17 protein-coding genes and 2 pseudogenes are annotated in these 18,829 nt (G+C 59.7%); 7 read left to right on the forward strand and 12 right to left on the reverse strand.

Features of this window, described 5'->3' with window-relative positions:
* Genes AAIH70_RS29505 through AAIH70_RS29515 form a run of 3 tightly spaced genes read left to right on the forward strand, consistent with a single transcriptional unit; the run spans nucleotide 1 to nucleotide 2,633 of the window.
* On the forward strand, nucleotides 1-693 hold the full coding sequence (locus AAIH70_RS29505; RefSeq protein WP_132278110.1) for an amino acid ABC transporter permease: 693 nt from the start codon (nucleotides 1-3) through the stop codon (nucleotides 691-693).
* 10 nt (nucleotides 694-703) lie between these two features.
* The gene (locus AAIH70_RS29510) at nucleotides 704-1,432 is read left to right on the forward strand and encodes an amino acid ABC transporter ATP-binding protein (RefSeq protein ID WP_132278108.1); all 729 of its coding nucleotides are present in this window, start codon (nucleotides 704-706) and stop codon (nucleotides 1,430-1,432) included.
* Nucleotides 1,433-1,463: 31 nt separating this feature from the next.
* Complete coding sequence (locus AAIH70_RS29515) at nucleotides 1,464-2,633, forward strand: glycine hydroxymethyltransferase (protein WP_132278106.1); 1,170 nt, start codon at nucleotides 1,464-1,466, stop codon at nucleotides 2,631-2,633.
* Between the two features lie 240 nt (nucleotides 2,634-2,873).
* Here the strand turns inward: AAIH70_RS29515 and AAIH70_RS29520 are convergent, their stop codons facing one another.
* The 3 genes and pseudogenes from AAIH70_RS29520 to AAIH70_RS29530 all read right to left on the reverse strand — a co-directional run.
* Complete coding sequence (locus AAIH70_RS29520) at nucleotides 2,874-3,638, reverse strand: metallophosphoesterase (RefSeq protein ID WP_132278104.1); 765 nt, start codon at nucleotides 3,636-3,638, stop codon at nucleotides 2,874-2,876.
* Nucleotides 3,639-4,129: 491 nt separating this feature from the next.
* Nucleotides 4,130-4,285, reverse strand: a complete 156-nt coding sequence (locus tag AAIH70_RS29525; protein WP_430037575.1) for a hypothetical protein — start codon at nucleotides 4,283-4,285, stop codon at nucleotides 4,130-4,132.
* Nucleotides 4,286-4,316: 31 nt separating this feature from the next.
* Nucleotides 4,317-4,556, reverse strand: a pseudogene (locus tag AAIH70_RS29530) (IS3 family transposase); the annotation flags it as partial.
* 337 nt (nucleotides 4,557-4,893) lie between these two features.
* Here AAIH70_RS29530 and AAIH70_RS29535 point away from each other — a divergent pair.
* Nucleotides 4,894-6,399: a hypothetical protein gene (locus tag AAIH70_RS29535; protein ID WP_132278102.1), complete on the forward strand. Its 1,506-nt coding sequence runs from the start codon at nucleotides 4,894-4,896 to the stop codon at nucleotides 6,397-6,399.
* Nucleotides 6,400-6,431: 32 nt separating this feature from the next.
* On the opposite strand, the pseudogene AAIH70_RS29540 reads toward AAIH70_RS29535, so the two are convergent.
* From AAIH70_RS29540 to AAIH70_RS29575, 8 genes and pseudogenes are all read right to left on the reverse strand, one after another.
* A pseudogene (locus tag AAIH70_RS29540) lies at nucleotides 6,432-6,745 on the reverse strand (integrase core domain-containing protein); the annotation flags it as partial.
* Between the two features lie 109 nt (nucleotides 6,746-6,854).
* Nucleotides 6,855-8,033, reverse strand: coding sequence for a phosphopentomutase (locus AAIH70_RS29545; RefSeq protein WP_132278098.1), 1,179 nt, complete (start codon nucleotides 8,031-8,033; stop codon nucleotides 6,855-6,857).
* Between the two features lie 8 nt (nucleotides 8,034-8,041).
* On the reverse strand, nucleotides 8,042-8,785 hold the full coding sequence (locus AAIH70_RS29550; protein WP_132278096.1) for an ABC transporter permease: 744 nt from the start codon (nucleotides 8,783-8,785) through the stop codon (nucleotides 8,042-8,044).
* 5 nt (nucleotides 8,786-8,790) lie between these two features.
* A complete protein-coding gene (locus tag AAIH70_RS29555) occupies nucleotides 8,791-9,795 on the reverse strand; it encodes an ABC transporter substrate-binding protein (RefSeq protein WP_132278094.1) in 1,005 nt (334 codons plus the stop codon).
* A gap of 20 nt (nucleotides 9,796-9,815) precedes the next feature.
* Nucleotides 9,816-10,583 (reverse strand): nucleoside phosphorylase, encoded by a 768-nt coding sequence (locus tag AAIH70_RS29560; protein ID WP_132278092.1) that lies wholly within the window; start codon nucleotides 10,581-10,583, stop codon nucleotides 9,816-9,818.
* On the reverse strand, nucleotides 10,580-11,344 hold the full coding sequence (locus tag AAIH70_RS29565) for an ABC transporter permease (protein WP_132278090.1): 765 nt from the start codon (nucleotides 11,342-11,344) through the stop codon (nucleotides 10,580-10,582). Before AAIH70_RS29565 ends, AAIH70_RS29560 begins: the two co-directional genes overlap by 4 nt.
* Nucleotides 11,344-12,129, reverse strand: coding sequence for an ABC transporter ATP-binding protein (locus AAIH70_RS29570; RefSeq protein ID WP_132278088.1), 786 nt, complete (start codon nucleotides 12,127-12,129; stop codon nucleotides 11,344-11,346). Before AAIH70_RS29570 ends, AAIH70_RS29565 begins: the two co-directional genes overlap by 1 nt.
* Nucleotides 12,130-12,316: 187 nt before the next feature.
* Nucleotides 12,317-13,213, reverse strand: a complete 897-nt coding sequence (locus tag AAIH70_RS29575; RefSeq protein ID WP_132278086.1) for a helix-turn-helix domain-containing protein — start codon at nucleotides 13,211-13,213, stop codon at nucleotides 12,317-12,319.
* 333 nt (nucleotides 13,214-13,546) lie between these two features.
* Here AAIH70_RS29575 and AAIH70_RS29580 point away from each other — a divergent pair, with 333 nt between their 5' ends.
* From AAIH70_RS29580 to AAIH70_RS29590, 3 genes are read left to right on the forward strand one after another with little or no spacing between them, the layout of a single operon-like run.
* Nucleotides 13,547-14,401 (forward strand): dihydroorotate dehydrogenase electron transfer subunit, encoded by an 855-nt coding sequence (locus AAIH70_RS29580; protein WP_132278084.1) that lies wholly within the window; start codon nucleotides 13,547-13,549, stop codon nucleotides 14,399-14,401.
* Nucleotides 14,401-15,336 carry a dihydroorotate dehydrogenase gene (locus tag AAIH70_RS29585; protein ID WP_132278082.1) on the forward strand — a complete coding sequence of 312 codons (936 nt, stop codon included), beginning with the start codon at nucleotides 14,401-14,403 and terminating at the stop codon, nucleotides 15,334-15,336. Before AAIH70_RS29580 ends, AAIH70_RS29585 begins: the two co-directional genes overlap by 1 nt.
* Nucleotides 15,336-17,003, forward strand: coding sequence for a hydantoinase/carbamoylase family amidase (locus tag AAIH70_RS29590; protein ID WP_132278080.1), 1,668 nt, complete (start codon nucleotides 15,336-15,338; stop codon nucleotides 17,001-17,003). The genes AAIH70_RS29585 and AAIH70_RS29590 overlap by 1 nt, the downstream gene beginning before the upstream one ends.
* A gap of 426 nt (nucleotides 17,004-17,429) precedes the next feature.
* Here the strand turns inward: AAIH70_RS29590 and AAIH70_RS29595 are convergent, their stop codons facing one another.
* Nucleotides 17,430-18,341, reverse strand: coding sequence for an alpha/beta fold hydrolase (locus AAIH70_RS29595; protein ID WP_132278078.1), 912 nt, complete (start codon nucleotides 18,339-18,341; stop codon nucleotides 17,430-17,432).
* Nucleotides 18,342-18,829 lie beyond the last annotated feature (488 nt).

An 18,829-nucleotide genomic window follows, 5' to 3' on the forward strand; every position in this document is an offset into this window, starting at 1 on the left:
ATGCTGACCGGCTTCGACCTGCAAACCGTCATCAACGCCCTGCCCTATCTGTTTTTCACGGGCATGAGCTTTACCCTGACGCTGACGGTGCTTAGCACGATTGGCGGCATCCTGTTCGGCACGATGCTGGCGATCATGCGGCTGTCGCGCTACCGCGCAATGTCGGCAATGGCCGCCGGCTATGTCAACGTGCTGCGCTCGCTGCCGCTGGTTCTGGTGATCTTCTGGTTCTACTTTCTGGTGCCGTTCCTCGCCCAGTGGCTGACGGGTGCGTCCAGCCCGGTCCGTGTCGATCCGTTCTGGTCGTCCGTGATCACCTTCACGCTTTTCGAGGCCTGCTATTTCTGCGAGATCGTTCGCTCGGGCATACAGTCGCTGCCGAAGGGCCAATCGCTGGCATCACAGGCGCTCGGCATGACCGAGAGACAGACGATGATCTATGTCGTTCTGCCGCAGGCCATGCGCAACATGCTGCCGCTCTTCCTCACCCAGACGATCATCCTTTTCCAGGACACCTCGCTCGTCTACGTGCTGTCGATCACCGATTTCCTCGGCGCCGCCGCAAAGATCGCCCAGCGCGATGGCCGCCTCCTGGAAATGTATGTGTTCGCGGCTGCCGTCTACTTCGTCATCTCGCTTCTCGCATCCCACGCCGCCCGCCGCCTTCAGAAGCGCGTTGCCATCATCCGTTAAGGCCAGAACCATGATCACACTCAACGACGTCAGCAAATCCTACGGCGACTTTCAGGTCCTGTCCCACTGCACCACATCCGTCTCGAAAGGTGAAGTCGTCGTCGTCTGCGGCCCGTCGGGGTCGGGCAAGTCGACGCTGATCAAGACTGTCAACGGTCTGGAGCCGATCGACAGCGGCGAGATCCTGATCGACGGCACCAGCGTTTCTTCCGCGAAGACCAATCTGCCGATGCTGCGCGCCCGGGTGGGCATGGTGTTCCAGCATTTCGAACTGTTTCCGCACCTGTCGATCATCGACAATCTCGTGCTTGCCCAGCGCAAGGTGCTCAAACGGCCACGGCCGGCGGCTGAAAAGAAGGGCATGGTGCTGCTCGAGCGTGTCGGTCTCATCGATCATGCGCGAAAGTTTCCCGGTCAGTTGTCGGGCGGGCAGCAGCAGCGCGTCGCCATCGCCCGTGCGCTCGCCATGGACCCGATCGCCATGCTGTTCGACGAGCCGACATCGGCGCTCGATCCGGAGATGATCAACGAGGTTCTCGACGTCATGGTGGAACTGGCGCGGGAAGGCATGACGATGATGGTCGTCACCCACGAGATGGGCTTTGCCCGCAAGGTTGCCAATCGGGTGATCTTCATGGATCGCGGCGAGATCATCGAGGATGCCGCCAAGGACGATTTCTTCGGGAAGCCGCGCAGCGAACGCGCTCAGCAGTTTCTGTCGAAAATTCTCGTCCACTAACCGCCACATGCCCGTAATGAAGGATATCGGAATGGAAATGCCCAACGAGCAGCACTTGCTGACGATGGCGGCCGCGCGCGGCGATGTGCTGGCGAACGACAGGCTGGTTCTTTATGCCGGCGCCAATCTTCCAAGTGCTGCGGCGCAACTGGCCTACACGCCGGCACTCAGCGCCTATCCTGCCATGGGGCCGAGCTTTTCCAAGGAGCAGCCGGATACGGATCTGGTCTCCGACCTGGAAGTCGCGATCCGCGCCGAGATCTGCCAGCTGTTTGGTGCGCAATGGGCCGAGCCGCGTCTGCCAAGCTGCACGATCGCCAATCTCGCCGTGTTCCACGCCTTTTCTAAGCCAGGCGACCTGCTGCTGGCACCGGCCGCCGCCCATGGCGGTCATCTCAGCCAACGGCGCGGCGGCACGCCCGAACTTGCCGGGCTGGAGGTCGAGGACCTGCCCTTCGATACAGTCAACGTCTGTCTCGATGCCCGGGCAGCGGCCGATCTCGTTCGCGAACGGCATCCCACACTTGTGATGCTTGGCCGCTCCGTGATGATCAAGCCGGACGATATCGGCCCGGTCGTCGAGGCTGCCCGCTCCGTCGGCACGAAGACGATCTTCGATGCCTCGCATGTCTCCGGCCTGATCGCAGGCGGCACTTTTCCCAACCCGCTGACGCTGGGCGTCGATATCATCACCAGTTCCACCTACAAGACCCTGCCCGGCCGGCCGCATAGCCTGGTAGCAGGCCGCGATCCGGTTGACGGCGAGCATCTGGCCCGGTTCATCGACCGCACTCTGTCGGCCAATTACGATGCAGGCAAACTGCCCGCATTCCTGACCACCCTGAAAGAAGCCACGGCGAACGGCCGGGATTATGCGCAACGAATCTGCGCGAATTCGAAGGTCCTCGCAGCCCGGCTCGCCGCCAACGGCGTGCCGGTAATCGCACCAAAGGAAGGCGAAACCTTTACCCATCAGGTTCTGGTTCCCATCGATCCCGCCACGCCGCCTGCGCAGGCGATGCTGGCGCTCGAGCGACAGGGCATCCTTGTCGGCACCTGCGCCGACCCGACAAGACCGGGCGGATATGCGCTCAGGATCGGGACTCAGTTCGTGACGGCGCAAGGCGGCAATGCCGGTACGATGACCGCAATCGCCGATCGTCTGGCTGCAGCATTGCAGCCTCATTTCAGGACCACGTAAGCGGATCGAGAACAAAAGCCCTAGGTCGGCATAATTTCATCAAAAGGCGTCCAGTAGCAACAGGTTTCGGACGACAGGACGCCGCATTGCCCGCCTTGAGGCAGGACATATCCTACAGCTGTCGATAGGTTTGAAACGGCGAGCACAGTCTTACGACCTTATCTGACCGCCATTATGCAACTCAGCTGTTGGTGCCCCGGCTCAACAAAAGGGCCTTCGAAAGAAGGGTTCCATGTCTTGTTATTCCGTTGCTCGCCACTCGCGGACTTCAATTGCGCCGCTCTCGGCCAATTCGGTACAAAGGAAATGTGAGAGCGCATCTTCGGTTATTACGGCAGCGCTCAGGCGTCCTGAGCGATATGCTCCGGTATCCAAGGCGATACGATTTGAATAGACTTCCGGCCGAAGGGATTGCGTGATTGTGTGACCATGCAAAACGATGTGGTCATGAGCGTCGACGTGGTCAAGAAAACCTGCACGGATCCACCGCAAGTCATAGGCATCTTGATTTACGAGCTGAATGCCGGGACGTATGCCGGCGTGAACGAAGCAGAAGCGCCCGATCTCGGTGAATGTCCGTGCATGATCCAGCAAATCCACATGGTGCGGAAAGGTTTGGCGTATATCTGCGGCGATGTTTTCGAATGCGGGCACTGGGTGACTGGAATATGCGCTAACCGTCGCGGTACCTCCCCAATCCATCCAGTTGACGGCATCCTCATCCCTGAGCGTCCCACGAAGGAGCTCACGTAGGTAAAAGTCATGGTTACCAAGGATCAGGCAGGACCCAGGATAGAGGTCGAGTGTCGAACAGACCTGATCCAGGACCTTTGGACTATGAGGGCCACGATCAATCAGATCGCCCAGGAAGATCACAACCGGTTTGGATTGGAGTTTATTCGATTCCTCGGCGATGTAATCGAGCATCGCGCCGAGAAGATCGGCGCGTCCATGGACGTCGGCGATAGCGTAGACAACGGGCGGAAAGTTTTCGGTGGCGCTCACAATTATTCCTGCAAATGAATGTTGAGGCCAGCAACAGCCCCTGACGTTTTCGGCCCGTCAAACTCGGAGCGGTCAGATCGGCACCAAGTTCGAGTTTGCCGGGCTTATCCCTTAACTTAGTTAGACCAAGGCGCTCCATCAAAAGGTCAGCAAGAGACTCTTCAAGACAACCAAGCTGCATATAGCTTATGTCGGGGTCACCTCAAAGACCCGCCGACATCAGCTCCAAAAAACTAGATCGGGCAGCCCGGCATGCAGCTGCCGATGGCGTCCCGCTGCAAATGTTCGTCGGGTCAGTCCGAAGAGAGTACTGGTTTCTATCAGGAAGTTTTGGACACTTATCGGTGCATAACCATCAGGATGATGGGCTTTGATAGACGTAGGCTGCAACATTCGCTGCGGCTTGCGTTTTCGAGCACTCGTCGTCACACACATCTTTTTGTTTGTGATGATCATTCGACACAAGCGCTCCTTAGAACGTCGCGCATGACTTAATTAAACGCGATTGGCTGCGGCGTGACGTCTGATCCGGTCACCAGCACCGGCACCCGTTCGCGGGTATGGTCCGTACCAGCCCAAGTCGGATCATTGCCGTGATCGGCAGTGATGATGAGAAGATCGCCTTCGCGCAGGCGGCTCGTCTTCAGGGCGCTGTCATCAAAGGCGCAAAACCTTGCCCCAACTAAGGATCGATGTCCTCGTCTCCGGAAACGCCTCTCGAACCCATGCTGTCAAAGTCCCGCGACCTGGATAACCCAACGCCCTCATCGCTGCAGAGATAAAGCGATCCTGAGTGCGGTAGTGCTCAATCGCCGCCCCCTTCTGGGCCTCGGAAAACTTCGGTGCGCGAGCCGCACAACGAACGCGCAGGTCATGATGCTGCTGGTATTCGCGATACCAGTTCCTCAGCGAATTCTGTCAGCGTGGGAATACATGAACTAACTCCTGGTGATCCAGGTTTTAGTCCGCATCCCCTTATGCGCCTAACCGGCTCAGTTCGGCGCGGAGACCAACAGGTTGGACTTTCGAGCCAGTCCACCAAACGCCGGGACCAAACACTTAGATTGCTTTCTTTAGCAGCCTCTCGAAGGTGATCAGCCGGGACGGCGACGTTGACCCAAAAACAGTCATTCCGACAGACGCATAGTTGGAGAAGTAACAAAAAATACTACCTTTAGTAGAAAATAGCTTACCGCACTGGTGATTTTTTGATAGGACAACCTCTGGTGGTTTTCTCACATTTTGGAGGTTCGCAATGTTTGGAAAGATGTTGATTCTATCGTCAGCCATTCTCGCTTTAGGCGGCACTGCACATGCCCAGTATAACCCGGCAGCGAGCTGTTCCATCGGGCCCGCAGAGTTTCAAAGTTGGTTTGCAAACAATAAGATCGCCAAGGATGGCCCGATCGTTTTCGCCAACAGTTTAGCGTTCCCCCAAAACAATACCAAGTGCGACTTTTATAAATGGGGTCAGCAGATGTTTCTCTGGCTGACCTCGCCATCCGGGAGCGGCGTCACGATAACATCTCCACAATTCTATAACGTCAACTTCAACCAGCAGGGGCAAGGCATCTATATCCAGGGCGACAACACCGGATTTTTAAGAAGCGACAAATCCGGTGAGATCACCTCGTTTCGCTCAACGGTCAATAACATGGTGGTAAAGGGTCTGCTGGCCGAGAATATTCAGCCGGGCGGCCAGGCTGGTGGCGGCGATGCTCTCATGTCGCTGAACGGCTCACTTGTCTATTATGCCGTTCACACCAATGACGTTTACGCCTGGTTCAACACCGCTGTTACCAACGGCGCTTTGCCTCAAACGTCGGAATTCCCGAATTCCGCGGCAGATTTGAATGCGTTGCTGAACTATGTGACCAGCAAGGGTGCCGCCGTAAAAGACGCTGAAGCGCTGACCATGGAGATCAAGACGTCCTGGATTGATGCCGCGAAAGTCAATGGCAGCCTGACGGACTATGTCACCATTACCGCCGACGTTCCCAATTATCAGGGTGCAATAGGCGCAGCCAAATGGACAATTGGCACGCCTGCCACTGTCACCAAACAGCTCGCACTGGTCGGCATGCATGTGGTCGGCACGGTTCAGGGGCACCCGGAAATGGTCTGGGCAACATTCGAGCACAAATCGAATGCACCGGACAATACCTATTATCTGTCGTTCATGCCTCCGCTCGACCAGCCCATTGAAGCGCCAGCCGTTCCTGTGCCCTATAACTCTGCCGGGCAGTGGAATTTCATGCAGCCCAACGGCTCGCAGGACGGGGCGCTGGTGCCTCAAATGACGGTCGATAACGCTGGCAATGTCGTCGCAACCCAAGGCAACGTCGTTGGCCCGAACAATACCTACCGTGTCAACCCTTGGGGGAGCCTGCCTGAGCCAGCGTCAGCCAACAACAACACGCAGCTTTTCACATTGAATACCAATATCGACTACATGCTCGCCAACACGCCAACCGGAAAGGACCTGCGCTCCAATTATATACAGGTTGGAGCGGTCTGGACCCGCAATGGTTCGATACCCTCCGCACCGGCCGACAATAGTCAGCAGGTCGGCTCGCTCCTTCTCGCCAATACGACGATGGAAACCTATCACCAGAAAGTAGGGCAAGGCATACGGCCCGCATTCCAGAATGGCTGTTTTGGCTGTCATAATACGTCTAAGAGCGCAAGCAATCCCAATCCGCTTCCGACATCGACCAGCCATTTGTTTTCGACCAGTAACGTTCCTCTCGTCGGAAAATGACCTGTGGCCCAAGATCTTGCCACCACGTCTAATCCAGCTGCAATGAGCGCCTTGGCGGTTCTGGATACCCCAGATGGCGAGGTTGGAGGTTCGAAACACGGCGGAACCGCGACGTTCGCACAATGCGCGGCGTTGAGCCAGTCGTGGCGCAGACCCCGGCATAGTTTGCCGGGGTCCGGTATCCGAGCGATGAGTGCGGCCGGGAAACTGTTATGATTGTCGACCATTCTGCAATCGCGCTGCAGGCATGATCCTGTCCGAAGAACAGGCTCTCACGGAGCAGGTCGTGGCGCATACGGCCGTTGAAGATCTCGCTACAGCCGTTTCGCATTCGCCTCCCTGCCGCGCGTTAGGCGTCGTCAGTTCGGGCGCGACACCCGGCCTGATGTCGATATGTTTGGCGATGCCGTATCCTCGAGGACGAGGGACGCGCTGACAATTAAGTCGGCGATGCTCTAACCCAAGTTGAGATGCACGGCGACCATGGTCGCCACATCCGCGAACGCGATGATGCCCAGCGGCGATGCCGTGACGCCCGGCCCGGTGACAAGCACGGGCACGCGCTCGCGCGTATGATCCGTCCCCGGCCAGGTCGGATCATTGCCATGATCGGCGGTGATGATGAGAAGATCGCCTTCGCGCAGGCGACGCGTCAGTTCCGGCAGGCGGGCATCGAAGGTTTCGAGTGCACGGGCATAACCGGAAACGTTGCGACGATGGCCCCAGAGGCTGTCGAACTCGATGAAATTGGCGAATACCAGATCACCGTCCTTCGCCTTGCCCGTCCAGTCAAGGACGTGGTCGAACAGGGCCATGTCGTCCTTGCCCTTGGAGACGCCGGTAATGCTCTTCATCGCAAAAATGTCGCCGATCTTGCCGACTGCATGCACGCAACCGCCGGCAGCAACCACCCGGTCGCAGAGCGTGCCGTCAGGCGGTGCGATGGCAAAATCCTTGCGATTGGCGGTGCGGGTGAAACTGCCCGGCGCTTCACCGACGAACGGCCGCGCGATGATGCGGCCGACATTGAGCGGATGGAAGATGTCCGCGGCGATCCGGCAGGTTTCCAGCAGTCGGTCGAGCCCGTAATGGGTTTCGTGCGCGGCAATCTGCACGACGCTGTCGGCAGATGTGTAGACGATCGGCTTGCCGGTCGCGATATGGTCGAGACCAAAGGCGTCGATGACTTCGGTGCCGGAGGCGTGGTTGTTGGCAAGCGTGCCGGCAATGCCGGCGCGTGACACCAGTTCCGCCATCAGATCGGCAGGGAAAGCCGGCTCGGTACGCGGAAAATAATGCCAGTCACGCTCGACAGGCACGCCCGCCAGTTCCCAATGGCCGGACTGGGTATCCTTACCGGCCGAGATTTCCTGCGCTGCGCCGTAGCGACCGGTCGGCACGGCCGACAGGCCAGGGGCTGTCTTGCCCGAGGCGCGCGTGATCGCCGCGCCAAGGCCAAGCGCATCCATGTTCGGCACCGTCAGCAGTCCGCTCCTGCCATCCTGCGCACGGCCTTCGGCGCAGGCTTCGGCAATATGCAGCAGCGTGTTGGCGCCCTCGTCACCATAACGTGCCGCATCGGGCGCACCGCCGCAACCGACGGAATCGAGAACGCAGAGGAATACGCGTGCCATTTTTTATCTCACGAAAGCTGAAACCGGCCGAGCGAACGGCGGCGGATCAGTTCGATGACTTCGTAGAAGGCCCAGCCGATCAACGACAACAGAATGACCATGCCGATGACCACCGACGTGTCGCTGTTCTCCTGACCGGACGACAGAAGATAACCAAGCCCCTCATTGGCGCCGATCAGCTCGCCGATGACAGCGGCGGTCATGGCCAACGTGGTGGCGACCGCCATTCCGGCGAGAACCGACGGCAGCGCCGAGGGCAGTTCGATATGGCGGAACCGCTGCCAGGGGCTGAGTTTCAGCACGGCGGCGAGATCGCGGAAACTGCCTTCACCATAACGCAGGCCCGTCACCATGCCGGACATGACCGGGAAGAACGTCACGATGGCGATCAGCACGATTTTGGGAGTCGGCCCGATGCCGAGCCACAACAGCAGAAGCGGCGCGATGGCGATTTTCGGGGCGGTCTGCAAAAGCAGAATGAGCGGCGTGGCAAAGCGTTCTGCCCGCGGGAAACGTGCGAAAACCACGCCGGCAAAGATACCGGCGGCGGTTCCGAACACGAAGCCCGCGACGATTTCCGACAGCGTCACCCAGATGTGGCGGGCGAGCTTGGCGTTTTCGAACAGGAAGACAATACGGTTGAACACTTCGACAGGGCCCGGCAGCAGAAATGCCGGGACATCCAAGAGATAGACGATTGCCGTCCACAGGACGAGGGTCGCGATCAGACCCGCAATGCCACGCAGAATCATCAGGCTTACTTTCCGATCATGGACGGATCGACGACGAAGTCTTCAGCCTTCGGCGCGCTGTCGATCACCTTGAACTGCACCAGGATATCGGCGTTCTTCTGCCAACCGGCGATATCGGCTGCGCCGAGACCCTTTTCCTTGGTCAGCGCGCTCTGCCAGACCGACGGAACGAAGGTCTTTTCGAAGGCGGTGGTGAGGATCGGCTTCTGATCCTTCGGCCAGGTCGGGGCGTATTTTTCGAGCGCGATGTCGAGGGCTTCCGGCACGTGGCCGTCGATGACCCATTCATAGGACTGGGTGACGGCGGTGGTGAAACGCTTCACGACGTCGGCGTTTTCGGCAAGCTTTGTGTCGCTGGTGACGACGACATTGCCGAAGGACGGCAGGAAGTCGTTGGACAGGATCATGGTGATCTTGGTGCCGTCGGCTTCGAGATTGTACTTGCGAAGCTCGGAGAAGACGATCGCATCGACCTGACCGGCCTGCAGCGACTGGACGATGGCGCCGGTGGCGACGACTTCGACGGTGACGTCATCGAGCGTCAGGCCCGCCTGCTGGAGGCCGACCTGCAGCTGCAGGTAGTTCGGGCTGGCAAGGCTGGTGACGGCGATCTTCTTGCCCTTCAGGTCCTTGTAGGTCTTGATACCGCTTGCTTCCTTGGCCAGAAGCGCGCCGATGCCGCGCTGGTAGGTCGTGTGGACGACCTTGACCGGCAGACCATTGGCGGCAGCGGCAACAACGGCATCACCGTTCGGGAAACCAAAATCGACATTGCCGGCGGCGATGTTGGTGAGGATGTCGGCGGCGGCGGCATAGATGAACTCGACCTCGATGCCGTTCTTCTCGAAGATGCCCTTCTCGACGCCGGCATAAAGCGGCGCATAAAACGGTGCGGCGGCGCCGTCGATCTGCAGGATCACCTTGTCGGCGGCTTCCGCCGTCGTGGCGAAGAAGGGCGAGGTGATCAGGGCGGCAAGGCTTGCTGCCGTGGTGACGCGGAACTTGAACATTGTTGTGATCCCCTTTTTGTTCATTGTTTCGAGAAGGCACGTCCTGCAATGCGCAGGAGATTTCGCTGGGTGGCTTCGTAATCGTCGAGCCATTCGTCCGTGGCGCGGTTTCCGTGGACGCCGAGCAGGCAACCGGTTTCGAGCCCGATGGCGCTGCCGACCGTCATGATGATCTCGCTCTCCATCTCGACGCCGATAGCGCCCTGCGCCAGAAAGCCGTCGATGAAGGCGCCGGACAGATCCTGCCCGTCATCGACGGGGCGATAACGGCGGTCCTGGCCGAAATAATAGCTGTCGGTGGAGGCGACCATGCCGGGACGACAGGTCAACCCCAGCTCGGCCGCGGCATCGACCAGACCGGACACGAGCGCGGGCGAGGCCTTGGCTTCACCGCCGGCGGCGCGGTAGGTGCGCGCGGTGCCGGTATCGCCGAGGGCGCGATCGACGGCGACAAACGAGCCGGGTGCATAATTCGCCACCAGCGCCGACATGCCGCCGATGCGCACGACGCGTTTTGCGCCGAGCATGGCCAGTTCGACCAGCGCAATCTCGGTCGAGGGACCACCGATGCCGGTGGAGCAGATCGTCAGCCGCTGACCTTCAAACGTGCCGGTGATGAGCGCGAATTCGCGCTTGCGGCCGAAATCGGTCACGTCTTCCAGCATGTCGGCCAGCAGGCGCACGCGATCGGGATCGCCGGGCGTGAGAACATTCTCGGCGATATCGCCGGGACCGCAAGGCAGATGCGGCGGGCGGCCGTTCTTCCAGGGAAAGGCTGCACTTGTCATCGCTTGGCACCCTTCCAGGACAGAAGCCGGTTTTCGAGCATGGTCAGGACGACATGCATGAGCAGGCCCAGCACGACCGTCAGCAGGACTGCGGCAAACAGCAGCGGCGTCTTGTAGGTCGCGCCGGCATAGGTCATCAGGTAACCAAGGCCGAGCTTGCCCGACATCCATTCCGCCAGCACCGCGCCGACCAGCGCCTGAACCGCGCCGATCTTGAGGCCGACAAAGATTTCCGGCATTGCCGACGGCAGCTCGATCTGGCGGAACCGCTGGATATGACCGAGACCGAGAAGTTTGGACAGATCCTTCATCTTCGGATCAAGCGTGCGGAAACCGGCGACTGCGCCGATGAACACCGGAAAGAAGACCAGCGAGAAGATCAGGATTATCTTCGCCAGGATGCCGAAACCGAACCAGACCACGAACAGCGGCGCCAGCGCGATTTTTGGGGCGGTCTGAAGGATGACAAGCGGGCCATCGACCCAGATGGCGAGCTTGGGAAAGCGCGTCATCACATAGGCGAGCGCGATACCCGTGACGAGGCCGAGGATGAGCCCCAGCACGATGTTCTGCACGGTGAAACCGAGATGCAGCCAGAGCTCGCCGCTCATCGCGATACCGGCCAGCGCATTCCAGGTGCGCAGCGGCGACGGCAGGAGATAGGTCGGCATGGCCATCGGGCCGGTGGCGAACCACCAGGCGCCGAGCAGCACGGCCAGTGCCAGCGCATAATCGATCCAAGCGGTGAAGCGCCTGATCATCAGTGCGCCCCCTCGCCCTGCGCCACACCCGGCGTGCGCAGATCGCGACGAAGCTGGGCAACCAGCGCATGATAGGCAGGATCGAGCTTGGTGTCCTCGCCGCGCGGGCGGGCCAGATCGACGTCGTGAACGCATTTCAGCTTGCCGGGACGCGCAGTCATGACCATGACGCGGTCGGCCAGATAGGCAGCCTCATCGACACTGTGGGTGACGAGCAGGATGGTCTTGCCGGTCGACTGCCAGATGCGCAGCAGCTCGTCGTTGAGCGTATCACGCGTCATCAGGTCGACGGCCGAAAAAGGCTCGTCCATCAAAAGGATCGGCGGATCGTCCGAGAGCGAACGGGCAATCGCGGCGCGCTGGCGCATGCCGCCGGACAGCTGGCGCGGCAGCGCCTTTTCGAAGCCGGCAAGTCCGACCATCTTGATGAGATCGAGCGCAACCTTGTCGGCCTCGGCGCGGGAAACGCCGGCGGTATCGAGGGGGAAGCGGACGTTTTCGAGAATGGTTTTCCACGGCAGCAGGACGGGCTCCTGGAAAACGAAGCCGACCGGGCGCTTGCGACCGGCGGTATCGAGCGTGATCGTGCCGCCGCTGGCGTGATCGAGTCCGGAAATCAACCGCAGTAGCGTCGACTTTCCGCAGCCGGAAGGACCGACAATCGAGATAAACTCACCCTGCTTGATGGTGATCGTGACCGGCTCGAGCGCCGTCACCGTTCCGTGGTCCGCGACGAATGTCTTGTGGACACCCGCGATATCGATCATCCGCTCAGATTGCGACACCCAAAAACTCCGTATCTCAGAAACGGGAAGATCAATGGCGATATCAAGAGGACCCTGCCCTCTCGTGTCGCCAGTTTTCCCGGGAAAGGCCGCAAGCTTTCACAAAACATTCACCCACGCAACAAAAATTCTCAAAGATGAGATTTGTATCAAAAGAATATCTTTTTACGCGCAATGCGAGAAAGATTCATATCTTGACCTGGCGTTGTAAAACGGTCTTTTCGATAAAATCCGCCGCCTGATCGCCCTTGAGACTGCGCCGCCACAACTGGTCGGTCATGCTACCGTAAAGCTGCACCGCCTCAGTGGCGGCAGTGACGGTGGCGACGCCGACACGGATATTGGCGAAGGAGCCAAGCCGGAACGGACTGACGGCGACCTGCGCCCGGTCTGCCCGCTTGAACACCTGGAAACTGGCGCCCGGCATTGAATCGATCACCACGCCGATCTGCACGCCGATCGGCTGTTCGCGCAACATGCGGACGATGTTGCGGATCTCTTCATGCGCCGCCGCCTGCCGCTTGGCCAGATCGACATCGGGCGGATTATGGGCGCCGACAAAGCCGACGCGCGCGAATTCCTCCAGTTCGGCGGCCGATACGAGGCTGACGATATTGGGGCTGCGGCGACGAAAATTCTCCTTGCGGGCCTTGAGGATATCCATCAGCGCGCCGATATCGCGCAGCGCCGCCGGCCGGTTGTCGACATCCTGTGGGATGCTTTCATCGAAAATCTTCGGTAGCAGTTCGTCGTATCGGTCCGTTGTCAGCAGGTAGGAAATCGGCCCGAACATCACGGTGATCTGGTCGACATCCTCTTCCATCTGGCGCATGCGCTCGAAGAAGCTGATGGCGGATGCGATATATTCAACCCCGACGCCCAACAATGTCGGCAGGGAAACACCGAGGAGATCGGCAATCTTGCCGAGTGTATCGACCTTCGGAGGTTTTCCGGATTCGTATCGATAGATGGCGGCGCGTGACACGCCTGCCCTGATTGCCAGGTCTTCGGGCGTGAGGCCGGCCCCCATACGAAAGGCGCGCAGGCGACGGCCGACATCCTCGGTGGAACTCACAAAGTCCATGGCGATTCCCCCGTTCGCGGATTGATAAACCTTCGAATGCCTAAACAAACTCGGGACAATTCGCAATGCGGATATTTTTCATGCGAAAAATCTCATTTTTGAGAATCATCTTGACAGCATCCGCGGTTCCAAAATAGGCTTTGTTTTTGAACGCATGGAGAGCCCTATGACGTCCGATCGCCTTTTCGCCCGACGCTGATCCTCAGCCACCGGCCGCGCGCGACGACGGGCATGCCCCAGCTGTCGCAAGCCTCTTTCCATGACAGAAACGTCCTTGAGCAGCGGTCAACCGCTGCCGGGCATCCCATTTCCCCTTTTCTTTCCGGAACCGCCATGTCAGCCAGCCTCCGTGCCATTTCCGATTCAGCCTTTGCGCCCGCTGGCCTTGTGCGGCAGCCTTCCATTCATGAGCTGGAGGCCCGCATCAAAAGCCACGAATGGGTGAACGGCCAGTACCGCCTGATGGTTCTTGCCGCGCCCGATTGCGTGCTCGATTGCCGGCCCGGCCAGTTCTTCCACCTGCTCTGCCCGCAGACGGATCGTTTCCAGCCCTATTTCCGCCGGCCGATGAGCATCTACGGCTATGACCGGGAAAGGGGCGAACTGTCCTTTCTCTACAAGGTCGCAGGCACCGGAACCGGGGCGCTGGCCGAACTCGAGGCGGGCGACACACTGAATATCGTCGGCCCGATCGGCCAGGGTTTCGAGATCCGGCCGGAATGGCAAAGGCCGCTGCTCCTGGCCCGTGGCGTCGGACTGGCAACGCTTGCGCCGTTGGCAAAGGAATGCGCCAGCCTCGGACGGCCACTGACGGCGATCTGCAGCGCCCGTTCTCCCGATCTGCTGATGTCGACCGACCTTTTTCGAGACTGCGGTGCCGAGGTCATCACCGTCACCGACGAAGAAGGCAATTCCGGCGTCGAAAGCCTGACGGCCTTGATCGAAGGGCTGATCGCAACGCGCGGCATCAATGCCTTTTTCACCTGTGGTTCCGCGCGCCTGATGCGCATGCTGCAGGATATCGGCACGCGCCACGGCATCGGTGGACAGGTGGCGCTCGAACAGCACATGGCCTGCGGCATCGGCATGTGCCAGGCCTGCGTGCGCCCCTTCCGGCGCGCCGATGGCGCGGTCAACCTGCGGGTCTGCCGCGAAGGCCCGGTTTTCGATCTGCAGGAGGCGATGTGATGGCCGACCTTTCCACCCGGATCGGCGCATTGACGCTGAAAAACCCGATCATGCCGGCCTCCGGGACGTTTTCCGAGGAACTGGCCGAGGTATTCGATCTCGACTGCATCGGCGCGCATGTCACCAAGACGATCACCCGCGAAAAACGCTCCGGCAATCCGGTGCCGCGCGTCTGCGAGGTCAATGGCGCGATGCTGAATTCGATCGGCATTCCGAGCAAGGGCGCCGACTTGTTCGTGAAAAACACCATGCCGTTCTATGCCGCTTACGAGGCTCCGCTGGTGATCAGCATCTCCGCCAATACCGCCGACGACTTTGCCCGTTTTGCCGAAGAGGTGAGCGCGCCGGGCGTGGCGGCGATCGAGGTCAACATTTCCTGCCCGAATATCGAAGACCATGGCAAGGCCTTTGCCATACGCCCCGGCTCCACCGAGGACGTCATCCGCAAGATCCGGTCCGCCACCCACCTGCCGATCTGGGCAAAGCTGTCTCCCAATACAGGCGAGGTGGTGGAAGTGGCGCAGGCGGCGGAAGCTGCCGGTGCCGATGCGCTGGTGACTGCCAACACCATGCTGGCCATGGCGATCGACAGCCGCAGCGGCGAAATCAGGCTGGGCAATGTCATGGGCGGCCTGTCCGGCCCGGCACTGAAGCCGATCACGCTGCGCATGACCTATCAATGCGCCAAGGCCGTTGCTATCCCGGTGATCGGCTGCGGCGGCATTTCCAGCGTCGATGACGTCATCGAATACCTGATGGCCGGCGCCCGCGCCGTGCAGGTGGGCACCGCAACCTTCATCAGCCCGAACACCATGCCGCGTCTGGTGGCAGAGCTTGAGGCAACGCTTGCCGCACGTGGCCTCGCCTCGCTCGACGCGCTGATCGGCGCGGCACGACTGGCCGACGAAACCATCACCCTTGCGGAGTATGCCTGATGCCTGCCGCCCTTCTCAAGACAGCGGAAGCTTTCGACCTGTTCGCCGTGGCCGAGCGCCTGTTTGCCGAGATCGCCGCCCACACCGCCGACGTCGACGGTGTCAGCCGCCCGGCTTTTTCAGAGATCGAAGCGGCCACACTGGAATACCTGATCGATTTCGCGCAATCGGAAGGCCTGGTGGCGGAATGGGATGCCGGCCGCAACGTCGTCTTCAGCCTGCCCGAACACCGGGCAGCACCGCGTTTCACGCTGGTCGGCTCGCATGTGGACAGCGTACCGCGCGGCGGCAATTTCGATGGTCTCGCCGGCGTTATTTCGGGCCTTCTGTGCCTGGTACGCGCTTGCCGGGAAGGATTTATCTTTCCCGCTCCCGTCAAGGTGATTGCCATGCGCGGCGAGGAAAGCGCCTGGTTCGGCCCCTGCTATATCGGCTCAAAAGCGCTGCTCGGCGCCCTTTCTGCCGATGAGCTTTCTGCACGCCACCGGGCAGACGGCCGCACGCTCGACGAACACATGCAGGCCACCGGCATCGACATGGGACCGGTGCGCGCAGGCAAACCGCTTCTCGATGGCGCGACGGTCAGCGCCTATCTGGAAGTGCATATCGAACAGGGCCCGGTGCTGATCGAGCGCAATCTGCCGGCGGCGATCGTTTCGGGCATCCGCGGCAATTTCCGCTACAGGAAGATCGCCTGCTTCGGCGAGGCCGGTCATTCCGGCGCCGTTCCGCTGGCCTACCGGCATGACCCGGTTCTGGCCATGGCCGAACTCCTCAATGTGCTCGATGCCGCTTGGCACGATTTCGTCGCCAAGGGCCGCGACCTCGTCGTGACCAGCGGCATGGTTTCCACTGACCAGCAGAAACACGCTCTTTCCCGCATTCCCGACAGTGTGGAATTCAGCCTCGACATTCGCAGCCAGGACAGCGCGATGCTGGAGACGATGCACGCGCTTGTGCTCTCCCATGTCGGGCGCATCGAGCGTGAACGTGCCGTCCGTTTCGACCTCGGCCAGGCGCTGTGGACCAGCCCCGCGCTCTGCGACGAAAGGCTGATCGCCATGCTGCAAACGGCATCGGAGACCACCGGCGTGCCGGCAACGGCCATTCCCTCGGGCGGCGGCCATGACGCGGCCGTGTTTTCCAAGGCCGGCATTCCCTCGGCGATGATCTTCATTCGCAACCGCAACGGCTCGCACAATCCGCAGGAAGCGATGGAGATCGACGACTTTGGCCTCGCAACCGGCATTCTTTATCAATTCCTCGGCGGCTTCACAGGTACGGCCGAGCGGGCAACAGTTTCAAACCAGACAGGAAAGGCGAAAGTTTCCATGTTCAGCAGCATCACCGATATCATCCGCGAGAAGGGCAATGGTGCACGTGCCTATCAGGCAGCGGCAGTTGCAGCACGGCAGGCAGCCCTGGCGGAACCGGATCGAGCCGCCGGCTATTTTATTCTCGCCACCGCAGCGCAGGAGTTCGGCGATCTGCATTACGACGGGGGGTCTCATGCGAGCGTATTCGAGCAGGAACTCGAACGTTTTCAGAGCTACGTTGATATGCTCGACGAGGCCTTCGAAGATTCTGACACTGAGCAGCGTCTGAACGTAGTCTCGAAGATTGCAACCGGCTTGATCAAAGACAGGACTACCGAGCATCGATGGTAGAACGATCAATGGGAGCGCCGCTCGATATCAGCCGCCGGTGTTGAGTCCAGCTGCTTTTACCTTGGATTCACGGGATCACCGCTGGATAGGCATGACTGAACGCGGATCCCGCCCCCACTACGGCAAGCGCGCGTGCCCATGTAAAAACGTCTTTCAGCACTTTTCGACTTGTTCGCCGCAGGTCGAGGAGCGGACGACGTACGGTCTGGGCCAAGCGGCTAATTAGGAAAATCATCGCTTTCCGCCTTGGTTGCTGTTCGCAGCAACCTTCGCCACAGCAAGTTTTGCCGCCGGCGGACTGTTGAAGGGGGACACTCGTCTTGCTCGACCAGTCGCCTTGCATCCGGTCATTTGCATTCCGTCGCATATGTTGGTGATGCGATGCTTGGCAGCCTACCGGGGCGAGAAAGCTCGCCCCGAAGCCGATCACTTTGCGTACGGGATAGATTTCCGGAATTCTGAGAGATCTCTGTTGAAGCGGGCCGCTTCTTCTAAAAACGGTGCATGGCCCGAATTCGGATAGATCTTCGCGACAATGCTAGGATTGAGGTCTTTTGCGCGCGCGATACTGGGGCCTGTCATGACCAAAGTGTCTTCACCGCCATATAGCAACAAGACAGGCACCTTGGCTTTGGGCAGGCCGGCCGCAACAGCGACCGTCATGGAAGGAACCGTTTTTGTCATAACCCAGGACGCCATCGCGGCATTCGACAGAAGTCGCTCGAAGGTTGCCGCATCGGGTTGCGTCTGGAAACACAAGGCGAGAAATGTTCGAACCGCATCAAGGTGCGTTTTCAGATCGTCGGATGCAAGACCGGCATAGACGTCACGATGTGGTGTGATGAGAGCGGAATTGAGCTCGATAACACCATCCACATAGACGACACCTCCTAGATTTTCGTCGCCATATGCAGCAAGGTAGTTCGAAATAACGACACCGCCGAGCGACCACCCGACAACCACCGGCTTTTTGGCGTCGCTCGCCTTCAGCACCGCCGCAAGATCATCGGCCCAGAGCCGCCCATCTCGATAGGATTCCGCATTATCCGGCTTGTCCGATTGCCCATGGCCACGCAGATCATAGGTAATCATCCTGTACTGTTGCAGTTCCTCACTGCTTGTTTGCTCTGCCCAGTTGAGGCGGCTGCCGAGCAGACCATGGATGAAGACGATCGGTTTGCCTTCAGGGTTTCCGCTTTCCTGAACCGCGATTTCGACCCCATCCGGCGACTGTACGGTGTAGGTCTTTTCGGCAGCATTTGCCGCCGACGCCAAAAACATCATCAGAACCAGGACGCCTAGCGCGTGTACCAGTCCGGTAAACTTCTTCAATCTCATCCAATGGAATCCTTGGCTGGTTGCCGGGACCCCTTTCCATGAAGCTGGAATCAGGGGCCACGACGGACGAAAAACGGGCGCGACGGCCATCGCCTTATTTGTATCGATCGATAAACACTAACGGCTTGATTTTCGCTGTCAACTAATCTTTAGTGATCACTATGAATAATCTCATTGGGAGCCGGCGCCGCGGTCCGGTCAAACGCAAAAAGCTCCTCGGCTATTTTGCTGAGGAGCTCGAATGTAAAAAGCTGGAGTGGGGTAATTTACAAGTGTCGGTGGTTGCGGTGGCAGGACTTGAACCGTCCTTCGAACCCTTCAGGTTATGGACCTTGAGGACGATGAGCTACCATCACTAGGGAAGATGAAGTCTTCCCGCCAGCGATCACCCTTGGCATTTCCTTGGAATGTTTGGTTGCGGGGGCAGGATTTGAACCTGCGGCCTTCAGGTTATGAGCCTGACGAGCTACCGGGCTGCTCCACCCCGC

This window comes from Neorhizobium sp. BT27B, from assembly GCF_050455485.1.
Taxonomy (GTDB): domain Bacteria; phylum Pseudomonadota; class Alphaproteobacteria; order Rhizobiales; family Rhizobiaceae; genus Neorhizobium.

Bases quoted from the DNA above. Each gene is read 5' to 3' on its own strand.
- AAIH70_RS29505 (WP_132278110.1), top strand. From the start codon at position 1: ATGCTGACCGGCTTCGACCTGCAAACCGTCATCAACGCCCTGCCCTAT.
- AAIH70_RS29510 (WP_132278108.1), top strand. From the start codon at position 704: ATGATCACACTCAACGACGTCAGCAAATCCTACGGCGACTTTCAGGTC.
- AAIH70_RS29515 (WP_132278106.1), top strand. From the start codon at position 1,464: ATGGAAATGCCCAACGAGCAGCACTTGCTGACGATGGCGGCCGCGCGC.
- AAIH70_RS29535 (WP_132278102.1), top strand. From the start codon at position 4,894: ATGTTTGGAAAGATGTTGATTCTATCGTCAGCCATTCTCGCTTTAGGC.
- AAIH70_RS29545 (WP_132278098.1), bottom strand. From the start codon at position 8,033: ATGGCACGCGTATTCCTCTGCGTTCTCGATTCCGTCGGTTGCGGCGGT.
- AAIH70_RS29550 (WP_132278096.1), bottom strand. From the start codon at position 8,785: ATGATTCTGCGTGGCATTGCGGGTCTGATCGCGACCCTCGTCCTGTGG.
- AAIH70_RS29555 (WP_132278094.1), bottom strand. From the start codon at position 9,795: ATGTTCAAGTTCCGCGTCACCACGGCAGCAAGCCTTGCCGCCCTGATC.
- AAIH70_RS29560 (WP_132278092.1), bottom strand. From the start codon at position 10,583: ATGACAAGTGCAGCCTTTCCCTGGAAGAACGGCCGCCCGCCGCATCTG.
- AAIH70_RS29565 (WP_132278090.1), bottom strand. From the start codon at position 11,344: ATGATCAGGCGCTTCACCGCTTGGATCGATTATGCGCTGGCACTGGCC.
- AAIH70_RS29575 (WP_132278086.1), bottom strand. From the start codon at position 13,213: ATGGACTTTGTGAGTTCCACCGAGGATGTCGGCCGTCGCCTGCGCGCC.
- AAIH70_RS29580 (WP_132278084.1), top strand. From the start codon at position 13,547: ATGTCAGCCAGCCTCCGTGCCATTTCCGATTCAGCCTTTGCGCCCGCT.
- AAIH70_RS29585 (WP_132278082.1), top strand. From the start codon at position 14,401: ATGGCCGACCTTTCCACCCGGATCGGCGCATTGACGCTGAAAAACCCG.
- AAIH70_RS29590 (WP_132278080.1), top strand. From the start codon at position 15,336: ATGCCTGCCGCCCTTCTCAAGACAGCGGAAGCTTTCGACCTGTTCGCC.
- AAIH70_RS29595 (WP_132278078.1), bottom strand. From the start codon at position 18,341: ATGAGATTGAAGAAGTTTACCGGACTGGTACACGCGCTAGGCGTCCTG.